The sequence below is a fragment of the Halomonas piscis genome (assembly GCF_031886125.1).
Lineage (GTDB): Bacteria > Pseudomonadota > Gammaproteobacteria > Pseudomonadales > Halomonadaceae > Vreelandella > Vreelandella piscis.
Genome location: NZ_CP119391.1, coordinates 2550472 through 2569918, shown reverse-complemented (window position 1 = coordinate 2569918; position 19447 = coordinate 2550472). Strand labels below are relative to the sequence as shown.

The following is a 19447-nucleotide window of genomic DNA, read 5'->3' as shown; positions in this document are numbered from 1 at the left end:
CTTTTTTACAGCGATCTAGCGGGGTTAACTGCCGCCGGCGCCGTTTGTTGACGGCAAACCATGACCTGGATCATAGCCCCGCGTTGCGGCGAACGAAACCGCTTGCGCTACGCCTTTCGTTGTTTACTATAGTTAATGCGAATTGTTCGCCTTACCTTGTTCATTCGCTGTGCGGCCACCGGCCGCGCGATTTATTGTTAACGAGAACCGCTTTTCAACGGGAGACAAAGATGAAAAATTTTGCCATGACGCTGTTCGCCGCGCTGTTGGTCACCGGCACCGCCGCCGCAGATGACAACGACCGCCCCGATCATTTCGACGGCAAGCCCGCAGAAACGCTGGAAGCCGCGGTAACCAACTTCTCCGAGGGCAACCAGCGCCTGGCCGAGCTGCTAAAGGCCGATACGCTGGACGACGAGCAGCTGGCCGAGATCCATCAGCTGAGCTATACGCTGGAAAACGCCCTGGCGAAAATCGATGATGAGGTGGAGGGCATGGCTGTATCGCTCGAGGAAGTTCACGTGGGCTCGGAAACCGGTGCGCCGGAGCAGGTGGCCGACAGCGGCCAGACGTACCTGGAAGCGGCACAGACCCTGATACCCTGAGAAGAGGAGGGAAGCAAGGCTCGGTATCGCAACGGCCGGGCCTTGACGGTCAACGCACGGGCCGTCTATAACAGCGCGATACCTGACCGCGCCGAGGGCCCATGCTGCTGCTGATCATCATTGCCGTTTTCGCCATCGGCTTTTCGTTTCTGTGCTCGGTGCTCGAGGCTGTCCTGCTGTCGATCACGCCGAGCTTCATTGCCCGCCAGCGTGAGGACAACCCGGGGCTGCACGCCTCCCTCGAACGCCTTAAGGCCAATATTGATCGCCCGCTGGCGGCGATTCTCACCCTCAATACCATTGCTCATACGGTAGGCGCCACGGCCGTGGGGGCCCGGGCGGCAGCCGTCTTCGGCGAGTCCTGGGTGGGTATGGTCTCGGCGGTGATGACGTTCTTGATCCTGGTATTTTCCGAAATTATCCCCAAGACCCTGGGCGCTACCCACTGGAAGCGCCTGGCGGTCATGCTGCCGCCGGTGCTGCGCGTGATGACCGCCGTGCTGCTGCCGTTTATCTGGCTGTCCGAACAGATTACCCGGCGCCTGGGCGGGCAGGAAGAAAACGCCATCGACCTGCGCGACGAGATCAAGGTGCTGGCCCGGGTAGGCCAGGAGAAGAACGTGCTCGACGCCGACGAGACCCGCACCATTACCAACGTGCTCAACCTGCACGAAATCCCCGTGTCCCGGGCGATGACGCCGCGCATCGTGTGCCAGACGGTGCTGCCGCACATGACGGTAAAGGAGTTCGAGCAGGAATACGGGCAGGCGCCGTTTACTCGCTTTCCGGTGATGGACGAAGGCGAACAGGCGTTTGGCTACGTGCACAAGGTGGATATGTACCAGGCCGAGCCGGACGCCACCATGTCCTCGATGATGCATCCCATTGGCCGGCTGGAGGCGGAGCAAAACGTCGAGCAGGCGTTTGCCGCCATGCTCGGCGATAACCACCATATGCGCGCGGTCTACGATGCCCACGGAAGCTTCGTGGGGCTGATCACCCTGGAAGACGTGCTCGAAACCCTGCTGGGTCAGGAGATCGTCGATGAGACCGACCGCGTGGACAACCTGCAGAGCTACGCCCGCCAGCGCTGGCTGCAGCGCATTCGTCAGGCACGCCGGGCCTCCGGCGGCGGTTAGTCACGGGGCCCGCGGTAGCTTTCCACCAGCGTCGCCGGGTCGTCTTCCGCATGGCCGCGAGTGGCGTGGGCGCGCATCAGCTGGGCGGCCAGGCCGCTCATGGGCGTGGCGCTCTGGCTGCGCTGGCTTTGCGCCACGGCCATGTCGAGGTCCTTGAGCAGGGTGCGCAAGTGCCAGGGCGGCTCGGCGTAGTCGGCTGAGGCCATGCGCGGGGTGAGGATCTGAAACGGTTTGGAGTCGGCAAAGCCGCCGGACAGCGCCTCTACCAGCCGGGTGGAGTCCACCCCGCTGGATTCGGCCAGCGCCACGGTTTCCGCGAGCACCGCCGCCTGGCAGCCCACCACCATCTGGTTGCACACCTTGGTCACCTGGCCGCTGCCCACGCCACCCATGTGGGTCACCCGTGCGGCAAGCGGGGCCAGCAGCGGCTCAACCGCCGCCATGCGGTCGGCGTCGCCGCCGCACATGACGGCGAGACTCCCAGCCTCGGCGCCGGCCACGCCGCCGGAAACCGGGCTGTCCACCCAGCCCATGCCGCAGGCGGCTTCAAGCCTCGCGGCCATGTCCCGGGTGGCCGCCGGGTCGCTGCTGGAGAAGTCCACCAGCGTTTTGCCGGCGCTGCCTACGCTTGCCACGCCGCCGTCGCCGAACACCACCTCTTTTACCACGGCGGTGTTGGCCAGGCACAGCATGACGACGTCGACGCCCTGGGTGAGCTCGGCGATGCTCGCGGCCAGGCGCGCGCCGTCGGCTTCGAGCGCGCGGGCCTTGTCCGCCGAGCGGTTCCAGACCGTGACGTCAAAGCCCGCCTCGAGCAGGCGTCGGGTCATGGGCGTGCCCATCAGGCCGATGCCGATAAATCCCAGGCGGAGTGGGCTCATGGCGTTTCTCCCTGGCGGTGGGCGTTTCAGGCGCGGGCGGTGGCGTATTCCACCAGCGCCTCGGCGAAGGTGTCGGTAGTGCCGCTGCCGCCCATGTCCGGGGTGACCATGTCGCGGCGCTTTTCCAGCACGTCGCGGATGCCTTCGCGGATGGCCGTGCCCTTGTCGTTCATCCCCAGGTGGTCGAGCATCTGCGCGGCGGCCAGCAGCAGGGCGCAGGGGTTGGCGATTTTCTTGCCGGCGATGTCCGGCGCCGAGCCGTGAACGGCCTCGAAGATGGCGGCGTTTTCGCCGATGTTCGCCCCGGGGGCCAGGCCCAGCCCGCCGACGAGGCCGGCGCACAGGTCCGAGGTGATGTCGCCGAACAGGTTGGTGGTGACGACCACGTCGAACTGGTAGGGGTCCATCACCAGCTGCATGCAGGCGTTGTCCACGATCATTTCCTCGAACTCGATGTCCGGGTAGTCGCTGGCGACTTCTCGGGCGACGTCGAGGAACAGGCCCGAGGCGGTTTTGATGATGTTGGCCTTGTGCAGCGCGGTGACCTTTCTGCGGCCGTTTTGCCGGGCCAGCTCAAAGGCGTAGCGGACAATGCGCTCGGAGCCCTTGCGCGTCACCTTGATCTGCGAAATGCCGGTGTTGCCGTCGTCGACCATTTCCTGGCCGTCGGACATGTAGGCCCCTTCGGTGTTTTCGCGCACGGTGATCATGTCGATATTGTCGTAGCGCGAGCGAGTGCCGGGGAAGCTGACCGCCGGGCGCACGTTGGCGTAGAGGTCGAAGTGGCGGCGCAGCTGCACGTTGATCGAGGAAAAGCCCTTGCCGATCGGCGTGGTCAGCGGGCCCTTGAGCGCCAGGCCGTGCTTTTCGATGGCCTCCAGCGAGGAGCGGGGAACCAGGGTGCCGTGCGCCTCGAGCGCGCCGAGCCCGGCATCAACGATGTCGTAGGTGAAGCCGCAGTCCAGCGCGTCGAGTACGCGCAGGGTGGCATCCATGATCTCGGGGCCAATGCCGTCGCCCTTGATGACCGCAATAGACTGGCTCATTTCGTGCTCCTTAAGCTGATCGCTGATGGGGGTGAACGCTGCGTAATGGTACGCCAAGCGGGCGGAAAACGTCACCCTGCCGGCCCCTGGGCACGGCCGGGCGCTTTGCTGCTAGGCTGGAGGACAGCGTCAGATCTTTGACGAATCGTTAACCGAAGGAGCTGCGTCATGATGCTTGCGTATCTTGTCCCCATTGTGCTGCTGGTTCTGCTGATCGCGCTGTCGATTCGTATTCTGCCGGAATACAAGCGCGGCGTGGTGTTCTTTCTGGGGCGCTACCAGGCGGTCAAGGGGCCCGGGCTTATCATCGTCATTCCGCTGATCCAGTCGATGCAGAAGGTCGATTTGCGGGTGATCACCATGGACGTCCCCGAGCAGGACGTCATTTCCCAGGACAACGTCACGGTCAAGGTCAACGCCGTGCTGTACTTCCGCGTGGTGGACCCGGAAAAAGCCATTATCCAGGTGGAAAACTATATCGTGGCGACCAGCCAGCTCGCGCAAACCACCCTGCGCTCGGTGCTGGGCAAGCACGACCTGGACGAAATGCTCTCCGAGCGCGACAAGCTCAACAACGACATTCAGGAGATCATCGATACCCAGACCGAGGCCTGGGGCATCAAGGTCGCCAACGTGGAGATCAAGCACGTGGACCTGGACGAGAGCATGATTCGCGCCATCGGGCGCCAGGCCGAGGCCGAGCGCGAGCGCCGGGCCAAGGTCATTCACGCCGAGGGCGAGCAACAGGCCGCGGCAAAACTGGTGGAGGCGGCCAACACCATGAATGAAAACGCCGCCGCGCTGCAGCTGCGCTATCTGCAGACCATGAGCGACATGAGCAACAAGAATGCCTCGACGATTGTGTTTCCGCTGCCCATGGATATCATGGAGGCTTTTAAGCACATGAAAATAAAAGGAACTGCATCAGGCGGCGCGGGCTCTGGTTCAGGCGCCGGCCAGGGGCCTGACTCAGGGATTTCAACCGAGGAGACATCCGGCGCATGACCCACGCTCTTTCCCGCCGCCAGAAAGGCCTTCTGCTCACCGCGGCGGGGCCCTTGATCATTTCCCCGGATGCGCTTCTCATCAAGCTGATCGACCTGCCGGACAGCCAGATGCTGTTCTGGCGGGGGCTGCTCACGGCGATCGGTTTTTTCACCATCGTGGTTCTGCGCAGCGGCCGCCGAACCTGGGCGGTATTTCGTCGCTGCGGTCTGGTGGGGCTCGGCGTGGCGGGGCTCTTTACGCTTTCCAACTTCGGCTTCGTGCTGGGCAACCACTATACCAAGGGCGGCAACGTGCTGATGATCCTGGCCGGGGCGCCGTTGATCGCCGCGCTATTGTCGCGATTCTTCCTGCACGAGCGTCAGCCGCTTCGCACCTGGATCGCCATTGTGCTGTGCCTGTCCGGCACCTCGCTGATCGTCTTCGACGACGCCGGTGCCGGCTCCTGGATCGGCAACGGCTTCGCCCTGCTGGCGGCGCTTTCCCTGGCGGCCAACTTTACGCTTTGCCGCACCCGCCCGGGGGTGGACATGAGCCCCATGCTGGTGCTGGCGGGGCTGACGGTGGCGCTGCTGTCCCCCTGGCTTGCCAGCGGCGGCTGGGCGCTGCCTGACGCAGACCAGGCCAGGTACTTGATCCTGCTGTGCCTGATCCTGATTCCCATCGGCTTTACCCTGATCCAGCGCGGCCCGCTGTATCTGCCCGCCGCGGAGGTCAGCCTGCTGTTCCTGCTGGAAACCGTCACCGGCACGCTCTGGGTCTGGTGGCTGCTCGGCGAGCGACCCTCGAATCTTGCCTTTATCGGCGGCGCCCTGGTGATCGGCACTCTGGTGATCAAGAGCCTGATCGAGCGGCGTCTGGAAATGCGCTGGCGTCGCACTCTGGACAACCAGGGCTTCCCGCCGGAGGCGTAAGGCGCCCGGATGCCTGCACATGCAAGAGGCGTGTGGGGCAGGTAGAATGCGCGGCCCTGTTTCTCTTTACGTGTCTTAACCTTCCAACCGCGGAACTGATCAATGATCGAGTCGTTCAAGCAGACCTGGCTTTCCAACCTGAAAGCCGATGTGCTGTCGGGCATCGTCGTCGCGCTGGCGCTGATTCCCGAAGCCATTGCCTTTTCCATCATCGCCGGCGTCGACCCCAAGGTGGGGCTGTACGCCTCCTTCGCCATCTGCGTGATCATTGCCTTTGCCGGCGGGCGTTCGGGCATGATCTCGGCGGCCACCGGCGCCATGGCGCTGCTGATGGTCACCCTGGTCAAGGAGCACGGGCTTGAGTATCTGCTTGCCGCGACGCTTCTCACCGGCGTTTTGCAGATTGCGGCGGGCTATCTGCGCCTGGCGGATCTGATGCGCTTTGTCTCGCGCTCGGTGGTCACCGGGTTCGTCAACGCCCTGGCGATTCTGATCTTCATGGCCCAGCTGCCGGAGCTCACCGGCGTCACCTGGCACGTCTACGCCATGACGGCCGCGGGGCTCGGGATCATCTACGGTTTTCCCTACCTGCCCAAGGTGGGGACGTCCATTCCTTCGCCGCTGGTGTGCATTCTGGCGCTCACCGCGGTGTATCTGGCCACGGGCATGGACATCCGCACCGTGGGCGACATGGGCGAGCTCCCCGACAGCCTGCCGGTGTTTCTGTGGCCCGACGTGCCGCTGAACCTGGAAACGCTCAAAATCATTTTCCCCTATTCGGTGATGCTCGCCGTGGTGGGGCTGCTGGAATCGATGATGACGGCGACCATCGTCGATGACCTCACCGATACCCCGAGCAACAAGAACCGCGAGTGCAAGGGCCAGGGCGTAGCCAACATCGGCGCCGGGCTTCTGGGCGGCATGGCCGGCTGCGCGATGATCGGCCAGTCGGTGATCAACGTGAAATCCGGCGGGCGCCAGCGCACGTCCACGCTGGTAGCGGGTGTTGGCCTTTTGCTGCTGGTGGTGTTTCTGTCCGACTTTGTCTCGCTGATTCCCATGGCCGCGCTGGTGGCCGTCATGATCATGGTGTCCGTGGGCACGTTCAGCTGGGAGTCCATCCGCGATCTGAAAAAGCACCCCATGAGCACCAACATGGTGATGCTGGCGACGGTGGCGGTGACCGTGTTCACCCACAACCTAGCGCTGGGCGTGTTCGTCGGCGTGCTGCTTGCCGCGATGAACTTTGCCAACAAGGTGGGCAATATCCTCTATATTGGTTCGCATGAAGTCGAAGCCGGCAGGGCCCGGGAATACCAGGTCGTGGGGCAGGTGTTCTTTGCCTCCTGCGACCGCTTTGGCGCAGGGTTTGACTTCAAGGAGAGCGTCGACGAGGTGACGATTGACCTGTCCCGGGCGCACTTCTGGGACATCAGTGCGGTTCAGGCGCTGGACCGGGTAGTGATCAAGTTCCGCCGGGAAGGCACCAGGGTGAATCTGGTAGGGCTGAACGAAGCCAGTGCCACCATCGTTGACCGCTACGCGATCCATAACGACGCCGAAGCGGTAGAAAAGCTCATGGGCTGAAAGCCGTCGGCGTTCGCCCCGTCGGGCTCGGCATAGGGCCCTTATCTGGAGACTAGGATGACCGAATACGTAATGGCCGCGATCGACGGCTCGTCGTTTTCCGAAAGCGTCTGCGACTACGCCGCCTGGGCCAGCCGGGCGCTTTCCACGCCGCTTCAGTTTCTGCACGCGGTGGATAACCACCCGCCCACGGTGGAGGACCCTGACCTATCCGGCAGCCTGCGCCTGGGCGCTCGGGAAACGCTGCTCAACGAGCTTGCCGAGCTTGACGAAAAGCGCGCCCGGATCAACCGCGAGCAGGGGCGGCTGATGCTGGAAGAGGCCTGCCGCCGGGCCGGCGAAAAGGGAGTGAGCGATGCCCGCTCGCGCCAGCGCAACGGCACCCTGGTGGATACCCTGGCCGAGTACGAAAGCGAGACGCGCCTTCTGGTGCTGGGCAAGCGCGGCGAGAACGCCGACCAGGCCAGCGGTCATCTGGGGTCGAACCTGGAGCGCGTGGTGCGCGAGCTGCGCCGGCCGATTCTGATGGTGCCGCGCACCGGCTTCAAGGCGCCGGAAAACGTCATGATCGCCTTCGACGGCAGCAAGACCGCCCGCAAGGGCGTGGAAATGCTGGCCAAAAGCCCGCTGTTTCACGGGGTTGCCTGCCACGTGGTGTCAGTGAGCGCCGATACCGCCGAGCACCGCATGGCGCTCGCCTGGGCGGTGGACGTGTTGCAGCAGGCCGGGCTCGAGGCCGAGGGCACCATCCGCGCCGGCGAGGTGGAGGCCACCCTGCATGCCTTCGAGGCCGACAACAACATCGACATGACCGTCATGGGCGCCTACGGCCATTCGCGCATTCGCCAGTTTCTGGTGGGCAGCACGACCACCAGCATGCTGCGCAACGCCCATATTCCGGTGCTGATTTTACGCTGACGCCGCCGGTATGCGGCGGCAGTATGCGGCGAAAGTGAGGTGGTTCGGGGGCGCGCAAATGGGTAGCATGCTATATAAATGCGCGCTGCCTGGATAAGCGTCACGTTTCTCACCCTGCCTGAGTGGTCTTGTGCCTATGTCAACCAAGCGAGATACCTACTTTGATCCGGCCTCGTCGACCCACCGCTACGCCGAGGAACTGCTGGCCGAAGCGGATATCCGCATTAACGGCGATCGCCCCTGGGATATTCAGCTCAAGGCGCCGGGGGTGATCGAGCACGCTCTCTCCCGGGGCAACCTGGGGCTGGGAGAAAGCTATATGCACGGCGACTGGGAAGCCGAGGCGCTGGACCAGTTTTTTTATCGCCTGATGCGGGCCCGGCTCAACCGCCGGGTCAAGTCAACCCAGCTGATGTATCACGCGCTGCGCGCTCGGCTGCTCAACCTGCAAAGCGTCAAGCGCGCCTGGCAGGTAGGCCAGGAGCACTACGATCTGGGCAACGACTTCTACGCCGCCATGCTCGATGCGCGCATGACCTACACCTGCGGCTACTGGAAAGGCGCGGCCACCCTGGACGAAGCCCAGGAGGCCAAGCTTGACCTTGTGTGCCGCAAGCTGGGCCTTGAGCCCGGCATGCGAGTGCTGGATATCGGCTGCGGCTGGGGCAGCTTCATGGCCTACGCCGCCGAGCACTACGGCGTGGAGTGCGTGGGGCTGACGGTGTCCCGGGAACAGACCGAGTTCGGCAAGCGGCTGATGAAGCAAGGGCTGCCGGTGGAGTTTCGCCTGCGCGACTATCGTGAGGAAACCGAAGTCTTCGACCGCGTGGTGAGTATCGGCATGTTCGAGCACGTGGGGCGCAAGAACTACCGCGAGTTCATGGAGGTGGCCAGGCGCTGCCTGAAAGAGGACGGCCTGTTTTTGCTGCACACCATCGGCAAGAACGTGGCCTCCACGCCGCCGGACCCCTGGATCGACAAGTATATTTTCCCCAACGGTGAAATTCCCTCGTTCAACCGCATTGCCGAGGCCTTCAACGGTCTGTTCGTGCTCGAAGACGTGCACAACTTTGGCGCCGACTACGATCACACGCTGACGGCCTGGCACGACAACTTTCGCGAGAACTGGCCCAGGTTCCGCGAGGCGTACGGCGATACCTTCTACCGCATGTGGCGCTATTACCTGCTCAGCTGCGCCGGCGCCTTCCGCGCCCGGGAGCTGCAGCTGTGGCAGCTGGTGCTGAGCAAGCACGGCGTCGAGGGCGGCTACAGCCGGATCAGCTAGGCGCGGCGCCGGCGCGCAGCGCCGCTTCCAGCGGCGCCAGCCGGCCGGGGGCCAGGGCGTCCTCCACGGCGGTGATGCGCAGCAGGCTGGCGATGTCCGGATGCCCGGGGCGGGCGATGAGCTTGCCCTCGCCGAGCAGCGCCTGGTGAACCCGGGCCGCCGCCTCCGCGCTTTCCAGCCGCAGGGCGACAAAGTTGGTGGCGCTCGGCAGCACTTCGCCCCCCAGACCCCGCAGGTGCGCGGCCAGGCGCTCCCGGCGCTCCTTGACCGCCTCGATATGCGCCCGGGTCTCGCCCGGATGATCGAGCACGGTTTCCGCCATGGCCTGGGTCAGCGTCGACACCGCGTAGTGAATCCTTACCTTCATCATCAGCGCTACCACCCAGGGCTCGGCGATGGCGTAGCCGATCCTTAGCCCGGCCAGGCCATGGGCCTTGGACAGCGTGCGCAGGCGAATAGCGTCGGGCAGCGCTCGGGCGAGCGAGTCGCTGTTCGCGTCGTGGCGAAAATCGCCGTAGGCCTCGTCGAGCAGCAGCCAGCAGCCGTCGGGCAGCTCGGCGCGCAGCGCGGCCACGTCGGCGTCGGTATGCAGGTGGCCGCCGGGGTTGTCCGGGTTGGCCAGATACACAAGCCTGGCTCGGTGACGCCGGGCGGCGCCCGCCAGGGCCTCGAGGTCCGGCGCAAGCACGCCGGGCGCCTGGCGGTAGGGAACTTCCACCACCTCGGCGCCGTGGCCCCGGGCAAAGTAGCCAAACGTGGGGTAGGTGCCCGCGGTGGCAACGACGGCGTTGCCCGGCTCCACCAGCGCGCGCAGCGAAAGCGCGATCAGGCTGTCGGCGCCGGCGTCGACGAGCAGGGTGTCAAGCTCGATACCCTGCTGGGCGGCCAGCCGCCGGCGCACGCCCAGCGCCTCGGTGTCACCGTAGCCGTAGGCGTGCTCGACGGCGGCGTCGCCAAAGCGCTCGCGCAGGGCGCGGTGGGGCATGTCCAGCCCCTCGTTGGAGCCCAGCCGGTGGGGGATGGCGTGGCCGAGCTTGCGCTCCAGCACCTTGATGCCGGGGAAGGGGTTATGCGGGCCGTCGCCGTCAAGATGGTGCGGATAGCGGGGCATAAAGGCTCCAGGGTCTCTTGTGTGCCAGAACTTTCCGGTTAGTCTGCCGTCGCCTCAACGGCAGCGGCGGGAAAACGGGTTCAGCCCGTTGGCCTGGCGCGACATCATGCGCTTGGCGCCGGGCAGCCGCTCGGCCAGGGTCAGGCCACAGTCGCCAATCTGGCGCAGCGGCCGGGCGCCGGTAAAGAGGTGATGAAAGCTGTCCGTGGCGGCCAGCATGGCCTGGTTGGCCAGCCGGCGCTGGATTTCAAAGCGGCGCAGGGCGCGGGTCTCGCCGGCGTCGCGCCGGGCCAGAATCAGCTCGGCCAGGGTGTCGGCGTCGTGCAGGCCGATGTTGAGCCCCTGGCCCGCCAGCGGGTGGACGACGTGGGCGGCATCGCCGATCAGCGCCAGGCGCTTGCCGATATAGCGCCGGGCGTGCTGGCGCTTGATGGGAAAGCTCGCCCGCCCGGTTACGCGCAAGATGTTGCCCAGCCGCGGGGGAAAGGCCGCCTCGATGGCGCGGGCAAGCGCGTCGTCGCTGAGCATCTCCCGGGCCCGGGTGGTGCTGTCGCGGTCGTACCAGATCAGCGAGGCGTGGTGGCCTGGCAGCGGCAGCATGGCCATGGGCCCGGTAGGCGTGAAACACTGCCAGCTGACGTCCTGCTGGGGCAGCTCGGTTTCGACGTTGGTGATCAGCGCCCGCTGGCGGTAGTCGTAGGTGCTCACCTCGATCCCGGCAAGCTCGCGCAGGCGAGAGCCCGCGCCGTCGGCGCCGACCACCAGAGCGGCGGAGAGCGTCTTGCCGCTGTCCAGCTCCAACAGTCGGGCGTGGTTGCCGGCCACCGTGGAAAGCGGCGCGCAGCGGGTGTAGAGGGTGACGCCGGGGAGGCGCTCGAGCTGGCGCCAGAGGGCATGCTGCAGGGCCTTGTTTTCCACGAAGCGGCCAAAGTCGTCGAGGCCGCTGTCGGCGGCGGAAAAGACGCTGTGGCCGTGCCCGTCCTGGTTCCAGCCTTCGATATGGCGGAACACGCAGCTGCGGTCCGGGGGGATTCGGGTGCCCCCGGCTTCGATAAAGGCGAGCGAACGGGTGTTCAGCGACGAGATACGCAGGTCAAAGTCGCCCCGGGGCTCGGCGGGCGCGTCGCCGCGCTCGACAAGCCCCACGTTGACACCGGCGTAACCCAGCCGAGCAGCCAGCGCAGCGCCCACCATGCCGCCGCCGACGATAACGATTTCATGATCGCGCTGCATGTTGCATCCTCCGGTAAAAACGAGTCATGGCGTAGTATAACGGGTCCTGAGCCCAGTATCGTCGAGGGGTGCCTGCCTTGCCTAGGGGAGAATTGATGCAAAGCGTCCATACCGCAGAGGCCGTGGCCCGCGCCGGCGAGGCGCTGGCCGACTTTATCCGGCGTGAACAGCGCCTGTGGATCATTACCGGCGCCGGGGTGAGCACCGACAGCGGCATCCCCGACTACCGCAACGCCCAGGGGCAGTGGAAGCGCTCGCCGCCGGTGCAGCACGGCGACTTCATGACCTCTGAGGCGGTGCGCAGGCGCTACTGGGCCCGGGCGCTGGTGGGCTTTGAGGCCGTGCGCGAGGCCACCATCGGCGGCGCCCACCGGGCGCTGGCCGAGCTTGAAGCCATGGGCTACGTGGAGCAGCTGGTCACCCAGAACGTCGACCGCCTGCACCAGCGCGCCGGCTCACGCCGGGTGATCGACTTGCACGGCCGCGCCGATACCGTGAGCTGCACAAGCTGCGGCTACAAGATGATGCGCTATGCCCTGCACGCCGAAATGGCGCGTTATAATCCGGCCTTCACCGGGCTCGACGCCGGCCACGCGCCGGACGGCGACGCCGATCTGGAGATCGACTTCAGCACCTTCCGGGTGCTTGACTGCCGCCGCTGCGGCGGCATTTTCAAGCCCGACGTGGTGTACTACGGTGACGTCGTGCCCAGAGCGCGCCGCGAGGCGGCTCTGGAGGGGCTTTTTCGCGCCAACGCGGCCCTGGCCGTGGGCACGTCGCTGATGGTGTTTTCCGGTTACCGATTTTTCCGCGAGGCCCACGCCCGGGGCATGCCGCTGGCGTCGCTGTCGCTGGGCGTGACCCGGGCCGATCCGCTGCTCACGGCAAAGTGGCGCGCGCCGCTGACCCCGGTGCTGGAGCAGGCCGTGAGCCATCTGAAGCAGACCCGCGGCGCGGCCTGAGCGGTCGGCTTTTGTTTTCCCCGTTCAAGGAGAGCCTTGTGTTCACGCTTCACCACCGCTACGCCGAGCTTCCCGCTTCGCTGTGGGCCGCCTGCAAGCCGGCCCCCGCCGCCGATCCGCGCCTGGTCGTGTTCAACGCCGCGCTGGCACAGAAGCTGGGCATGGAAGAACAGCCCGACGACGCGACCCTGGCGCGCTATTTCAGCGGCAGCGAGCTGCTGCCCGGCGCCAGGCCCATGGCGCTGGCCTACGCCGGCCATCAGTTCGGCAACTTTGTGCCCAAGCTCGGCGACGGCCGCGCGCTGTGGCTGGGCGAGGCGTTTGACGCCGACGGCGAGCGCCGGGACATCCAGCTCAAGGGCAGCGGGCGCACGCCGTACTCCCGCGGCGGCGACGGCCGCGCGCCGCTGGGGCCGGTGCTGCGCGAATATCTCGTCAGCGAAGCCATGGCCGCCATGGGCATTCCCACCACCCGGGCGCTGGCGGCGGTAACCACCGGCGAGCGGGTGATGCGCATGCCGCCGGAGCCGGGGGCGGTGATCACGCGGGTGGCGGCGAGCCATATGCGCGTGGGGACCTTTCAGTTTGCCGCCGCCCGGGGCGACCGCGAGGCGCTTGAGGCGCTGGTGGAGCACGCCATCGAGCGCCACTACCCGGCGCTAGGGGAAGAAACCGGCAACGCTCGCTACCTGGCGCTGTTTGACGCCGTCATGCGCCGCCAGGCGTACCTGGTCGCGCGCTGGATGGGGGTGGGCTTTATCCACGGCGTGATGAATACCGACAATGCCAGCATCGCCGGCGAGACCATCGACTACGGCCCCTGCGCCTTCATGGAGGCGTTCAACCCCAACCAGGTATATAGCTCCATCGATGAAGGCGGGCGCTACGCCTTTGCCCGCCAGCCGGCCATTGCCCAGTGGAACCTGGCCCGGCTGGCCGAGTGCCTGCTGCTGCTCATGGACGGCGAGGAAAACGAGCGGGTGAACGAGGCCACCGCCGTGCTGCGCCGCTTCGACGAGGCGTTTGCCGAGGCGCGTCGCCAGGTGAACGCCGACAAGCTGGGCCTTGCCACCGCAAGCGAGCGCGCCGCGCCGCTGATGGAAGGGCTGGAGGACGCCATGGAGCGGGGCAGGATGGACATGACCGCCACCTTCGACGCCCTTTACCATCTCGCCGCCGACCCCGGCGAGGCGCGCCGCGACGACCTGCTGGCGCTGAGCGAAGCCCCCGGGAAGCTGGCGGAATGGCTTGCCCGGTGGCAGGGCGAGCAGGTGGCCGGCGACAACGCCGAGCGGCTTGCCGCCATGCGCCGAGCCAACCCGATCATCATCCCGCGCAACCACCGCGTGCAGGAGGCTATCAGCGCCGCCGAAGAGGGCGACTATCAGCCGTTTTACACGCTGCTCGGCGCGGTGATCGCGCCCTTCGACGACACGCCGGAAGCCCGGCGCCTGGCGGCGCCGGCCACCGCCAGCGAGCGCGTGCTGCGCACCTTCTGCGGCACCTGAGTCGGGCATGGCACTTTCCGCACCGCCGGTGCGCAAGATCATCCATTGCGACTGCGACTGCTTCTATGCCGCGGTGGAAATGCGCGACAACCCCGCGCTTGCCGACATTCCCATTGCCATCGGCGGCAGCGTCGAGCGCCGGGGAGTGGTCTCCACCTGCAACTACCCGGCCCGGGAGTACGGCATTCATTCGGCCATGCCCACCGCCCAGGCGTTCAAGCGCTGCCCGCACCTGACGCTGATCCGCGGCGACATGCCCAAATACAGGGCGGTGGCACAGGAGGTGTTTGCCATTTACCGCGACGTCACCGAGCGCATCGAGCCGCTGTCGCTGGACGAGGCCTACCTCGACGTCACCGGCGTGAGCGCCCACCAGGGCAGCGCCACCCGCATGGCCCAGGCCATCCGCGCTCGGGTCGCCCGGGAGGTGGGCATTACCGTGTCCGCCGGCGTGGCGCCCAACAAGTTTCTGGCCAAGATTGCCAGCGACTGGCACAAGCCCGACGGGCTCTGCGTGGTGCCCCCCGACGCCATCGATGAGTTTGTCCGCGCGCTGCCGGTGAACAAGATCCACGGCGTGGGGCCGCGTACCGGCGAAAAGCTCAGGGCGCTGGGCATTGACACCTGCACGGATGTGCGCAAGCGCACTCTTCCCGAGCTTGCCGAACATTTCGGCAGCTTCGGCAAGCGGCTTTACGAGCTGAGCTGGGGCATCGACGAGCGCCCGGTGAAAACCCGCCGGGAGCGCAAGTCGGTGAGCACCGAGCAGACCTATCCCCGGGATTTGCCCACGCTTGCGGCCTGCCACGGCGAGCTGCCGACGCTGATCGAGGATCTGCAGCGCCGCTACCGGCGGCTGGACCCGCCGCCCGGGGTGCGCGGGGCCATGGTCAAGATCAAGTTCAACGACTTTACCCAGACCACCGTGGAGCACGCCGGCGCGGTCATGGAGGACGCGCCCTTTGCCGCGCTGCTCGACGCCGGCTGGCAGCGTGGCCGCCGCCCGGTGCGGCTTTTGGGCGTGGGCTACCGGCTGGTTGATCCGGCGCCCGAGGCGCAGCTTTCGCTGTTTTGAGGCGGTCGCTGTCTTGAGGCGGTGGCCCGCCGGCGCGTCTTCTGTGTTAGCGTGGGGTGTCCCACAGGTCACCCTCTGATCCTCATGGAGGTATCATGTATCTATCCGTGAAGCTTAGCTACTATCCGCTGAAAGACGATTACAAGCAGCCGGTGAGAGAAGTGGTCCAGCGCCTGGAAGCCAGCGGTCTCGAAGTTTATCCCGACCGCCTGGGCACCCAGGTGTTTGGCGAGTTCGACGCGGTAATGGACGCGCTTTCCGCGGTGATGAAATGGTCGTTTGAAACCTACGGCAAGGCCGTCTTTACCGCCAACTTTCTCGAAGGCGACCGCCGCCCGCGCGACTGATCCCACCTAAAGCCCGATACGATGCGCCCGGTGGGTGAAAAATATCCCGCTGGGCGATTCGCTTTCCAGCCGGGCGATTTCCTCGAGGGTGCGGGTGTCGTAGACCGTCACCCGGTTGCTGTCCCTGGCCGATACCCAAACCTGCTCGCCCTTGGGCGAAAACTCCATGTGCAGCACCGCCTCGCCCGGGGACAGCGTGGCGACCACCTCGCGTTTTTCGGTGTCGATCACCTGCACCACGTCGTTGTCCGGGTGGGCAAAGTTGACCCACAGCTGGCGCTTGTCCGGCCGGCTCATGACAAAGATGGGCTGGCCGTGGACGGCAATGCGATCGGCAAGCGACCAGTCGGCGGTGTCGGCGACCAGCACCTCGTGGCGGCCCACGGCGGGGAAGAACGCCTGGCGGCCGGCCATGGTCCAGCCTTCCAGATGCGGCATCTTGTACACCGGCAGCCGCGCTTCCCCGCGCCCGTAGTCCGGCAGAATCCGCTTCACGCCGTCTTCGGGGTGCCATAAATCCAGCATGGCCAGCCCGTCCTCGCCGAACAGCCCGGCGATATAGTAGCGCCCGTCCGGGCCGATCAGCGCGTCGTAGGGCTTTTTGCCGATGTCGGTAAAGCGGGTGACGTCAAACGCCGCCTTGCCGTTCTCTGGCGGCGCGGCGCCGGGCTCCCGGTTCATGTCCGCCACGCGGATTTCGCCGGCGTCAAACAGGCTGTAGACAAAGCGATTGCCCGGCGCGTCCACCAGCCCCACCACCCGGGAGCGCTGCTCCTCGCCGTTCTTGTCTTCGTACAGGGCGGGAAATTCGGCCACCGGTTCCAGGGTTTGGCTGTCGAACACCCGCACGCCGCCGGGTTCATAGTTGGCCACGGCGACCAGCGAGCCGTCCTGGGAAATCGCCCCGCCGATGCTGTTGCCCGATTGAATGATGCGGTGGGTAATCTCGCCGCTCAGCAGGTCCACTCGGCTGAGCCCGCCGTCGCGACCGAAAATGAACGCAAAGCGTCCGTCCCGGGCGAACTTCACCGAGGCGTGGGAGAGATCGCCCAGGCCCTCGATCCGCTCGAGCACTTCCCGGGCGCTGGTGTCCACCACGGCCACCCGGCCGGAGGCGCGCTCGATGACCACCCCCAGATCCCCGGTGCCGCGCAGCTCGTCGGCGGCAGCCGTCGCCGGGGGCTGGGCGGCCAGCAGGGCAAGGGACGAGGCGGCGACCACCGCCTGGAGACGCCGGGGCCGGGGGTAGAAAATACGGTCAAGCTTGAGCGTCATGGCTTACTCCTGTGGCGCGCGGGTAGACAAGGGGTTGTGATGGATCAGCTGATCGGCCAGCCAGCGTGCCTCCTGCTCGGTGAGCAGCGACTTCCAGGCGGGCATGGCGGTGCCGGGGACGCCTTCGAGAATCAGCGCGGCCAGCGCCTCTTCGCCGTAGGCCTGCATGCGCGCAGGCGCCAGGGCCGGCCCCAGACCGCCGCGCAGGGTCATGCCGTGACAGGAGCCGCAGTCCTGATAGAGCAGGGTGTCGAGCTCGTCCTGGCGCGCGGCGGAAAGCCCGTCGTCGGCGGCCGCGCTGCCCGCGAGAACTGCTGCCAGCAGGCAGGCGGCGAGCCCTGCGCCCGCGGCGTAACGCGCCTTTTGCGCGCAGTGACGAACAGCCATGGTGTCTCCTGAATGCCAGTGGGTTCCGAGCGGCATTGAACGCCTATCCCCAATGCTTCTTTATAGTCTTGCCGGCTAACGCCGGCCCTGCCTTGATGCACGTCAAGAAAGCGCCGCTGCCCCCGGTTTTCACAGACAAGGTCTTTATTGCGCCCCGTTGCATAGCGTTTCGCGCCTCACGAACTTCACAGCCTGATCGGCCCTGCAACGTTTCCTCGGCGATGCGCGCCGAGTTGTTGACGCACGTCAAAAAGACGGCGGATAAGCGCGAAAACCGCGCGAACAGGCATGAGAAAGGCACCTTTGTGCGCCACACTGAACCCAGAAAACAACAAGCATCGGAACCTGACGAAAACCGCGCAGTTTGCTGACGCAGTCAGTCTCATGACACAGAGGTAAAACGATGACGATCAAAAAGGGATACCGGACGCCGCTGGCCGTGGCCATTGCCGCACTGGCGCTGGGAATGGGAGCCGCCAACGCCCAGCACAAGGACATTGACGAGTCTGAGGCGGCGTATAAAGGGGGCGAGTCGGCGGTAGACGCGGATTCGGCGAAGGTGGTGAAAACGCCGGGCGCGCCGGATCTGACCGAAGCCGAGTTCGAAAAGGCCAAGGAGATCTACTTTCAGCGCTGCGCCGGCTGCCACGGCGTGCTGCGCAAGGGGGCCACGGGCAAGCCGCTGACCACCGATATTACCCAGGAGCGCGGGATCGAGTACCTCAAGACCTTCATCAACTACGGCTCGCCCGCCGGCATGCCCAACTGGGGCACGTCGGGCGATTTCACCGCGGATGAAGTCGAGCTCATGGCCAAGTACGTGATGCACGAGCCGCCGGTGCCGCCGGAGTTCGGCATGCCCGAGATGCGCGATACCTGGGAAGTGCTGGTGGCGCCCGAAGACCGGCCCACCGAGAAGATGAACGACTGGGACATCGAGAACCTGTTCTCGGTGACCCTGCGCGACGCCGGCCAGATTGCGCTGATCGACGGCGAGACCAAGGAAATTGCCAAGGTGCTCGACACCGGTTACGCCGTGCATATTTCGCGCATGTCGGCGTCCGGGCGCTACATCTTCGTCATCGGACGGGATGCCAAGGTCGACATGATTGACCTGTGGATGGAAGACCCGAGCGTCGTGGCCACCATCAAGATCGGCATGGAGGCGCGCTCGGTGGAAACCTCCAAGTTCGAAGGGTACGAGGATGACCTGGCCATTGCCGGCGCCTACTGGCCGCCGCAGTACGTGATCATGGACGGCCAGACGCTCGAGCCGAAGAAGATCGTCAGCACCCGGGGCATGACGGTGGATACCCAGGAGTACCATCCGGAACCGCGGGTGGCGGCGATCGTGGGCTCGCACCAGCACCCCGAGTTCATCGTCAACATCAAGGAGACCGGCAAGGTGCGCCTGGTCAACTACGAGGACATGGACGCCATGTCCACCGTGGAGATCGATACCTCGCGCTTTCTGCACGACGGCGGCTGGGACGCGTCCGGGCGCTATTTCCTGACCGCGGCCAACGAGTCCAACCAGATCGTGGTGATCGACGCCAAGGATCGCGAGCTCGAGACCATCGTCGACGTGGGCAAGACGCCCCACCCGGGCCGCGGCGCCAACTTCGTCGACCCCGAGTTCGGGCCGGTCTGGGCCACCAGCCACCTGGGCGACGCCAGCATCCAGCTCATCGGCACCGACCCCGAGGGGCATCCGGACAACGCCTGGAAGGTGGTGCGCAGCCTGGACGGTCAGGGCGGCGGCTCGCTGTTCGTCAAGACCCATCCGGAATCCGACAACCTCTACGTGGATACGGCGCTGAACCCCGATACCGACGTCAGCCAGAGCGTGGCGGTATTTGATATCAACAACCTGGAGGACGGTTTCGAGGTGCTGCCCATCGCCGAATGGGCCGACGTGGGAGAGGGGCCCAAGCGCGTGGTGCAGCCGGAGTACAACCAGGCCGGCGACGAAGTCTGGTTCTCGGTGTGGAACACCATGGACCAGCAGTCCGCGCTGGTAGTGGTTGACGATACCACCCGCGAACTCAAGAAGGTCATCAAGGACGAGCGAATCGTCACGCCGACCGGCAAGTTCAACGTGGTGAACACCCAAAAAGACATCTACTAGCTCGCAAGTCAAAGACCGTAACACCGGCCGGCGGGCTTACT

18 protein-coding genes are annotated in these 19447 nt (G+C 65.8%); 12 read left to right on the top strand and 6 right to left on the bottom strand.

Annotation, left to right across the window (positions count from 1 at the left end; translation table 11 throughout):
- Positions 1-230 precede the first annotated feature (230 nt).
- Entirely contained in the window at positions 231-605 is a 375-nt protein-coding gene (locus P1P91_RS12035; RefSeq protein ID WP_311882911.1) for a DUF6746 family protein, read from the top strand.
- A gap of 101 nt (positions 606-706) precedes the next feature.
- Positions 707-1744, top strand: coding sequence for a CNNM domain-containing protein (locus P1P91_RS12030; protein ID WP_311882910.1), 1038 nt, complete (start codon positions 707-709; stop codon positions 1742-1744).
- On the opposite strand, the gene P1P91_RS12025 is transcribed toward P1P91_RS12030, so the two are convergent.
- Positions 1741-2625 carry an NAD(P)-dependent oxidoreductase gene (locus P1P91_RS12025; protein WP_311882909.1) on the bottom strand — a complete coding sequence of 295 codons (885 nt, stop codon included), beginning with the start codon at positions 2623-2625 and terminating at the stop codon, positions 1741-1743. The genes P1P91_RS12030 and P1P91_RS12025 overlap by 4 nt on opposite strands.
- Positions 2626-2651: 26 nt before the next feature.
- Positions 2652-3671, bottom strand: a complete 1020-nt coding sequence (locus tag P1P91_RS12020) for an isocitrate dehydrogenase (protein ID WP_311882908.1) — start codon at positions 3669-3671, stop codon at positions 2652-2654.
- Between the two features lie 168 nt (positions 3672-3839).
- On the opposite strand from P1P91_RS12020, the gene P1P91_RS12015 reads away from it, so the two are divergent.
- From P1P91_RS12015 to cfa, 5 genes are all read left to right on the top strand, one after another.
- A complete protein-coding gene (locus P1P91_RS12015; protein WP_311882907.1) occupies positions 3840-4676 on the top strand; it encodes a slipin family protein in 837 nt (278 codons plus the stop codon).
- Positions 4673-5590, top strand: coding sequence for a DMT family transporter (locus P1P91_RS12010; protein ID WP_311882905.1), 918 nt, complete (start codon positions 4673-4675; stop codon positions 5588-5590). Before P1P91_RS12015 ends, P1P91_RS12010 begins: the two co-directional genes overlap by 4 nt.
- 102 nt (positions 5591-5692) lie before the next feature.
- On the top strand, positions 5693-7177 hold the full coding sequence (locus tag P1P91_RS12005; RefSeq protein ID WP_311882904.1) for a SulP family inorganic anion transporter: 1485 nt from the start codon (positions 5693-5695) through the stop codon (positions 7175-7177).
- A gap of 57 nt (positions 7178-7234) precedes the next feature.
- Positions 7235-8095, top strand: coding sequence for a universal stress protein (locus P1P91_RS12000; RefSeq protein WP_311882903.1), 861 nt, complete (start codon positions 7235-7237; stop codon positions 8093-8095).
- Positions 8096-8231: 136 nt separating this feature from the next.
- Positions 8232-9380: a cyclopropane fatty acyl phospholipid synthase gene (cfa, locus tag P1P91_RS11995; RefSeq protein ID WP_311882901.1), complete on the top strand. Its 1149-nt coding sequence runs from the start codon at positions 8232-8234 to the stop codon at positions 9378-9380.
- On the opposite strand, the gene P1P91_RS11990 is transcribed toward cfa, so the two are convergent.
- Positions 9373-10491: a pyridoxal phosphate-dependent aminotransferase gene (locus P1P91_RS11990; RefSeq protein WP_311882900.1), complete on the bottom strand. Its 1119-nt coding sequence runs from the start codon at positions 10489-10491 to the stop codon at positions 9373-9375. The two genes, cfa and P1P91_RS11990, sit on opposite strands and share 8 nt — an antisense overlap.
- Before the next feature lie 54 nt (positions 10492-10545).
- Positions 10546-11724 (bottom strand): UbiH/UbiF/VisC/COQ6 family ubiquinone biosynthesis hydroxylase, encoded by a 1179-nt coding sequence (locus P1P91_RS11985; protein WP_311882899.1) that lies wholly within the window; start codon positions 11722-11724, stop codon positions 10546-10548.
- 95 nt (positions 11725-11819) lie between these two features.
- Between P1P91_RS11985 and P1P91_RS11980 the strand changes: the two genes are divergently transcribed.
- From P1P91_RS11980 to P1P91_RS11965, 4 genes are all read left to right on the top strand, one after another.
- Entirely contained in the window at positions 11820-12686 is an 867-nt protein-coding gene (locus P1P91_RS11980; protein ID WP_311882898.1) for an NAD-dependent protein deacetylase, read from the top strand.
- A gap of 38 nt (positions 12687-12724) precedes the next feature.
- Entirely contained in the window at positions 12725-14194 is a 1470-nt protein-coding gene (locus P1P91_RS11975; RefSeq protein WP_311882897.1) for a protein adenylyltransferase SelO, read from the top strand.
- A 28-nt stretch (positions 14195-14222) separates the two neighbouring features.
- Positions 14223-15269 carry a DNA polymerase IV gene (gene dinB, locus P1P91_RS11970; protein WP_311885797.1) on the top strand — a complete coding sequence of 349 codons (1047 nt, stop codon included), beginning with the start codon at positions 14223-14225 and terminating at the stop codon, positions 15267-15269.
- Between the two features lie 95 nt (positions 15270-15364).
- Positions 15365-15616, top strand: a complete 252-nt coding sequence (locus P1P91_RS11965; RefSeq protein WP_311882895.1) for a YkoF family thiamine/hydroxymethylpyrimidine-binding protein — start codon at positions 15365-15367, stop codon at positions 15614-15616.
- A gap of 6 nt (positions 15617-15622) precedes the next feature.
- Here the strand turns inward: P1P91_RS11965 and P1P91_RS11960 are convergent, their stop codons facing one another.
- Together P1P91_RS11960 and P1P91_RS11955 are read right to left on the bottom strand one after the other, a co-directional pair.
- Complete coding sequence (locus tag P1P91_RS11960) at positions 15623-16891, bottom strand: cytochrome D1 domain-containing protein (RefSeq protein ID WP_311882894.1); 1269 nt, start codon at positions 16889-16891, stop codon at positions 15623-15625.
- Positions 16892-16894: 3 nt separating this feature from the next.
- A complete protein-coding gene (locus P1P91_RS11955) occupies positions 16895-17278 on the bottom strand; it encodes a c-type cytochrome (protein ID WP_311882892.1) in 384 nt (127 codons plus the stop codon).
- 403 nt (positions 17279-17681) lie between these two features.
- Between P1P91_RS11955 and P1P91_RS11950 the strand changes: the two genes are divergently transcribed.
- Positions 17682-19406: a cytochrome D1 domain-containing protein gene (locus P1P91_RS11950; RefSeq protein ID WP_311882890.1), complete on the top strand. Its 1725-nt coding sequence runs from the start codon at positions 17682-17684 to the stop codon at positions 19404-19406.
- Positions 19407-19447 lie beyond the last annotated feature (41 nt).

Bases quoted from the DNA above. Each gene is read 5' to 3' on its own strand.
- P1P91_RS12030 (WP_311882910.1), top strand. From the start codon at position 707: ATGCTGCTGCTGATCATCATTGCCGTTTTCGCCATCGGCTTTTCGTTT.
- P1P91_RS12035 (WP_311882911.1), top strand. From the start codon at position 231: ATGAAAAATTTTGCCATGACGCTGTTCGCCGCGCTGTTGGTCACCGGC.
- P1P91_RS11985 (WP_311882899.1), bottom strand. From the start codon at position 11,724: ATGCAGCGCGATCATGAAATCGTTATCGTCGGCGGCGGCATGGTGGGC.
- cfa (WP_311882901.1), top strand. From the start codon at position 8,232: ATGTCAACCAAGCGAGATACCTACTTTGATCCGGCCTCGTCGACCCAC.
- P1P91_RS12020 (WP_311882908.1), bottom strand. From the start codon at position 3,671: ATGAGCCAGTCTATTGCGGTCATCAAGGGCGACGGCATTGGCCCCGAG.
- P1P91_RS11950 (WP_311882890.1), top strand. From the start codon at position 17,682: ATGACGATCAAAAAGGGATACCGGACGCCGCTGGCCGTGGCCATTGCC.
- P1P91_RS12015 (WP_311882907.1), top strand. From the start codon at position 3,840: ATGATGCTTGCGTATCTTGTCCCCATTGTGCTGCTGGTTCTGCTGATC.
- P1P91_RS12010 (WP_311882905.1), top strand. From the start codon at position 4,673: ATGACCCACGCTCTTTCCCGCCGCCAGAAAGGCCTTCTGCTCACCGCG.
- P1P91_RS11990 (WP_311882900.1), bottom strand. From the start codon at position 10,491: ATGCCCCGCTATCCGCACCATCTTGACGGCGACGGCCCGCATAACCCC.
- P1P91_RS11980 (WP_311882898.1), top strand. From the start codon at position 11,820: ATGCAAAGCGTCCATACCGCAGAGGCCGTGGCCCGCGCCGGCGAGGCG.
- P1P91_RS11955 (WP_311882892.1), bottom strand. From the start codon at position 17,278: ATGGCTGTTCGTCACTGCGCGCAAAAGGCGCGTTACGCCGCGGGCGCA.
- P1P91_RS12025 (WP_311882909.1), bottom strand. From the start codon at position 2,625: ATGAGCCCACTCCGCCTGGGATTTATCGGCATCGGCCTGATGGGCACG.
- P1P91_RS12005 (WP_311882904.1), top strand. From the start codon at position 5,693: ATGATCGAGTCGTTCAAGCAGACCTGGCTTTCCAACCTGAAAGCCGAT.
- P1P91_RS12000 (WP_311882903.1), top strand. From the start codon at position 7,235: ATGACCGAATACGTAATGGCCGCGATCGACGGCTCGTCGTTTTCCGAA.
- P1P91_RS11960 (WP_311882894.1), bottom strand. From the start codon at position 16,891: ATGACGCTCAAGCTTGACCGTATTTTCTACCCCCGGCCCCGGCGTCTC.
- P1P91_RS11965 (WP_311882895.1), top strand. From the start codon at position 15,365: ATGTATCTATCCGTGAAGCTTAGCTACTATCCGCTGAAAGACGATTAC.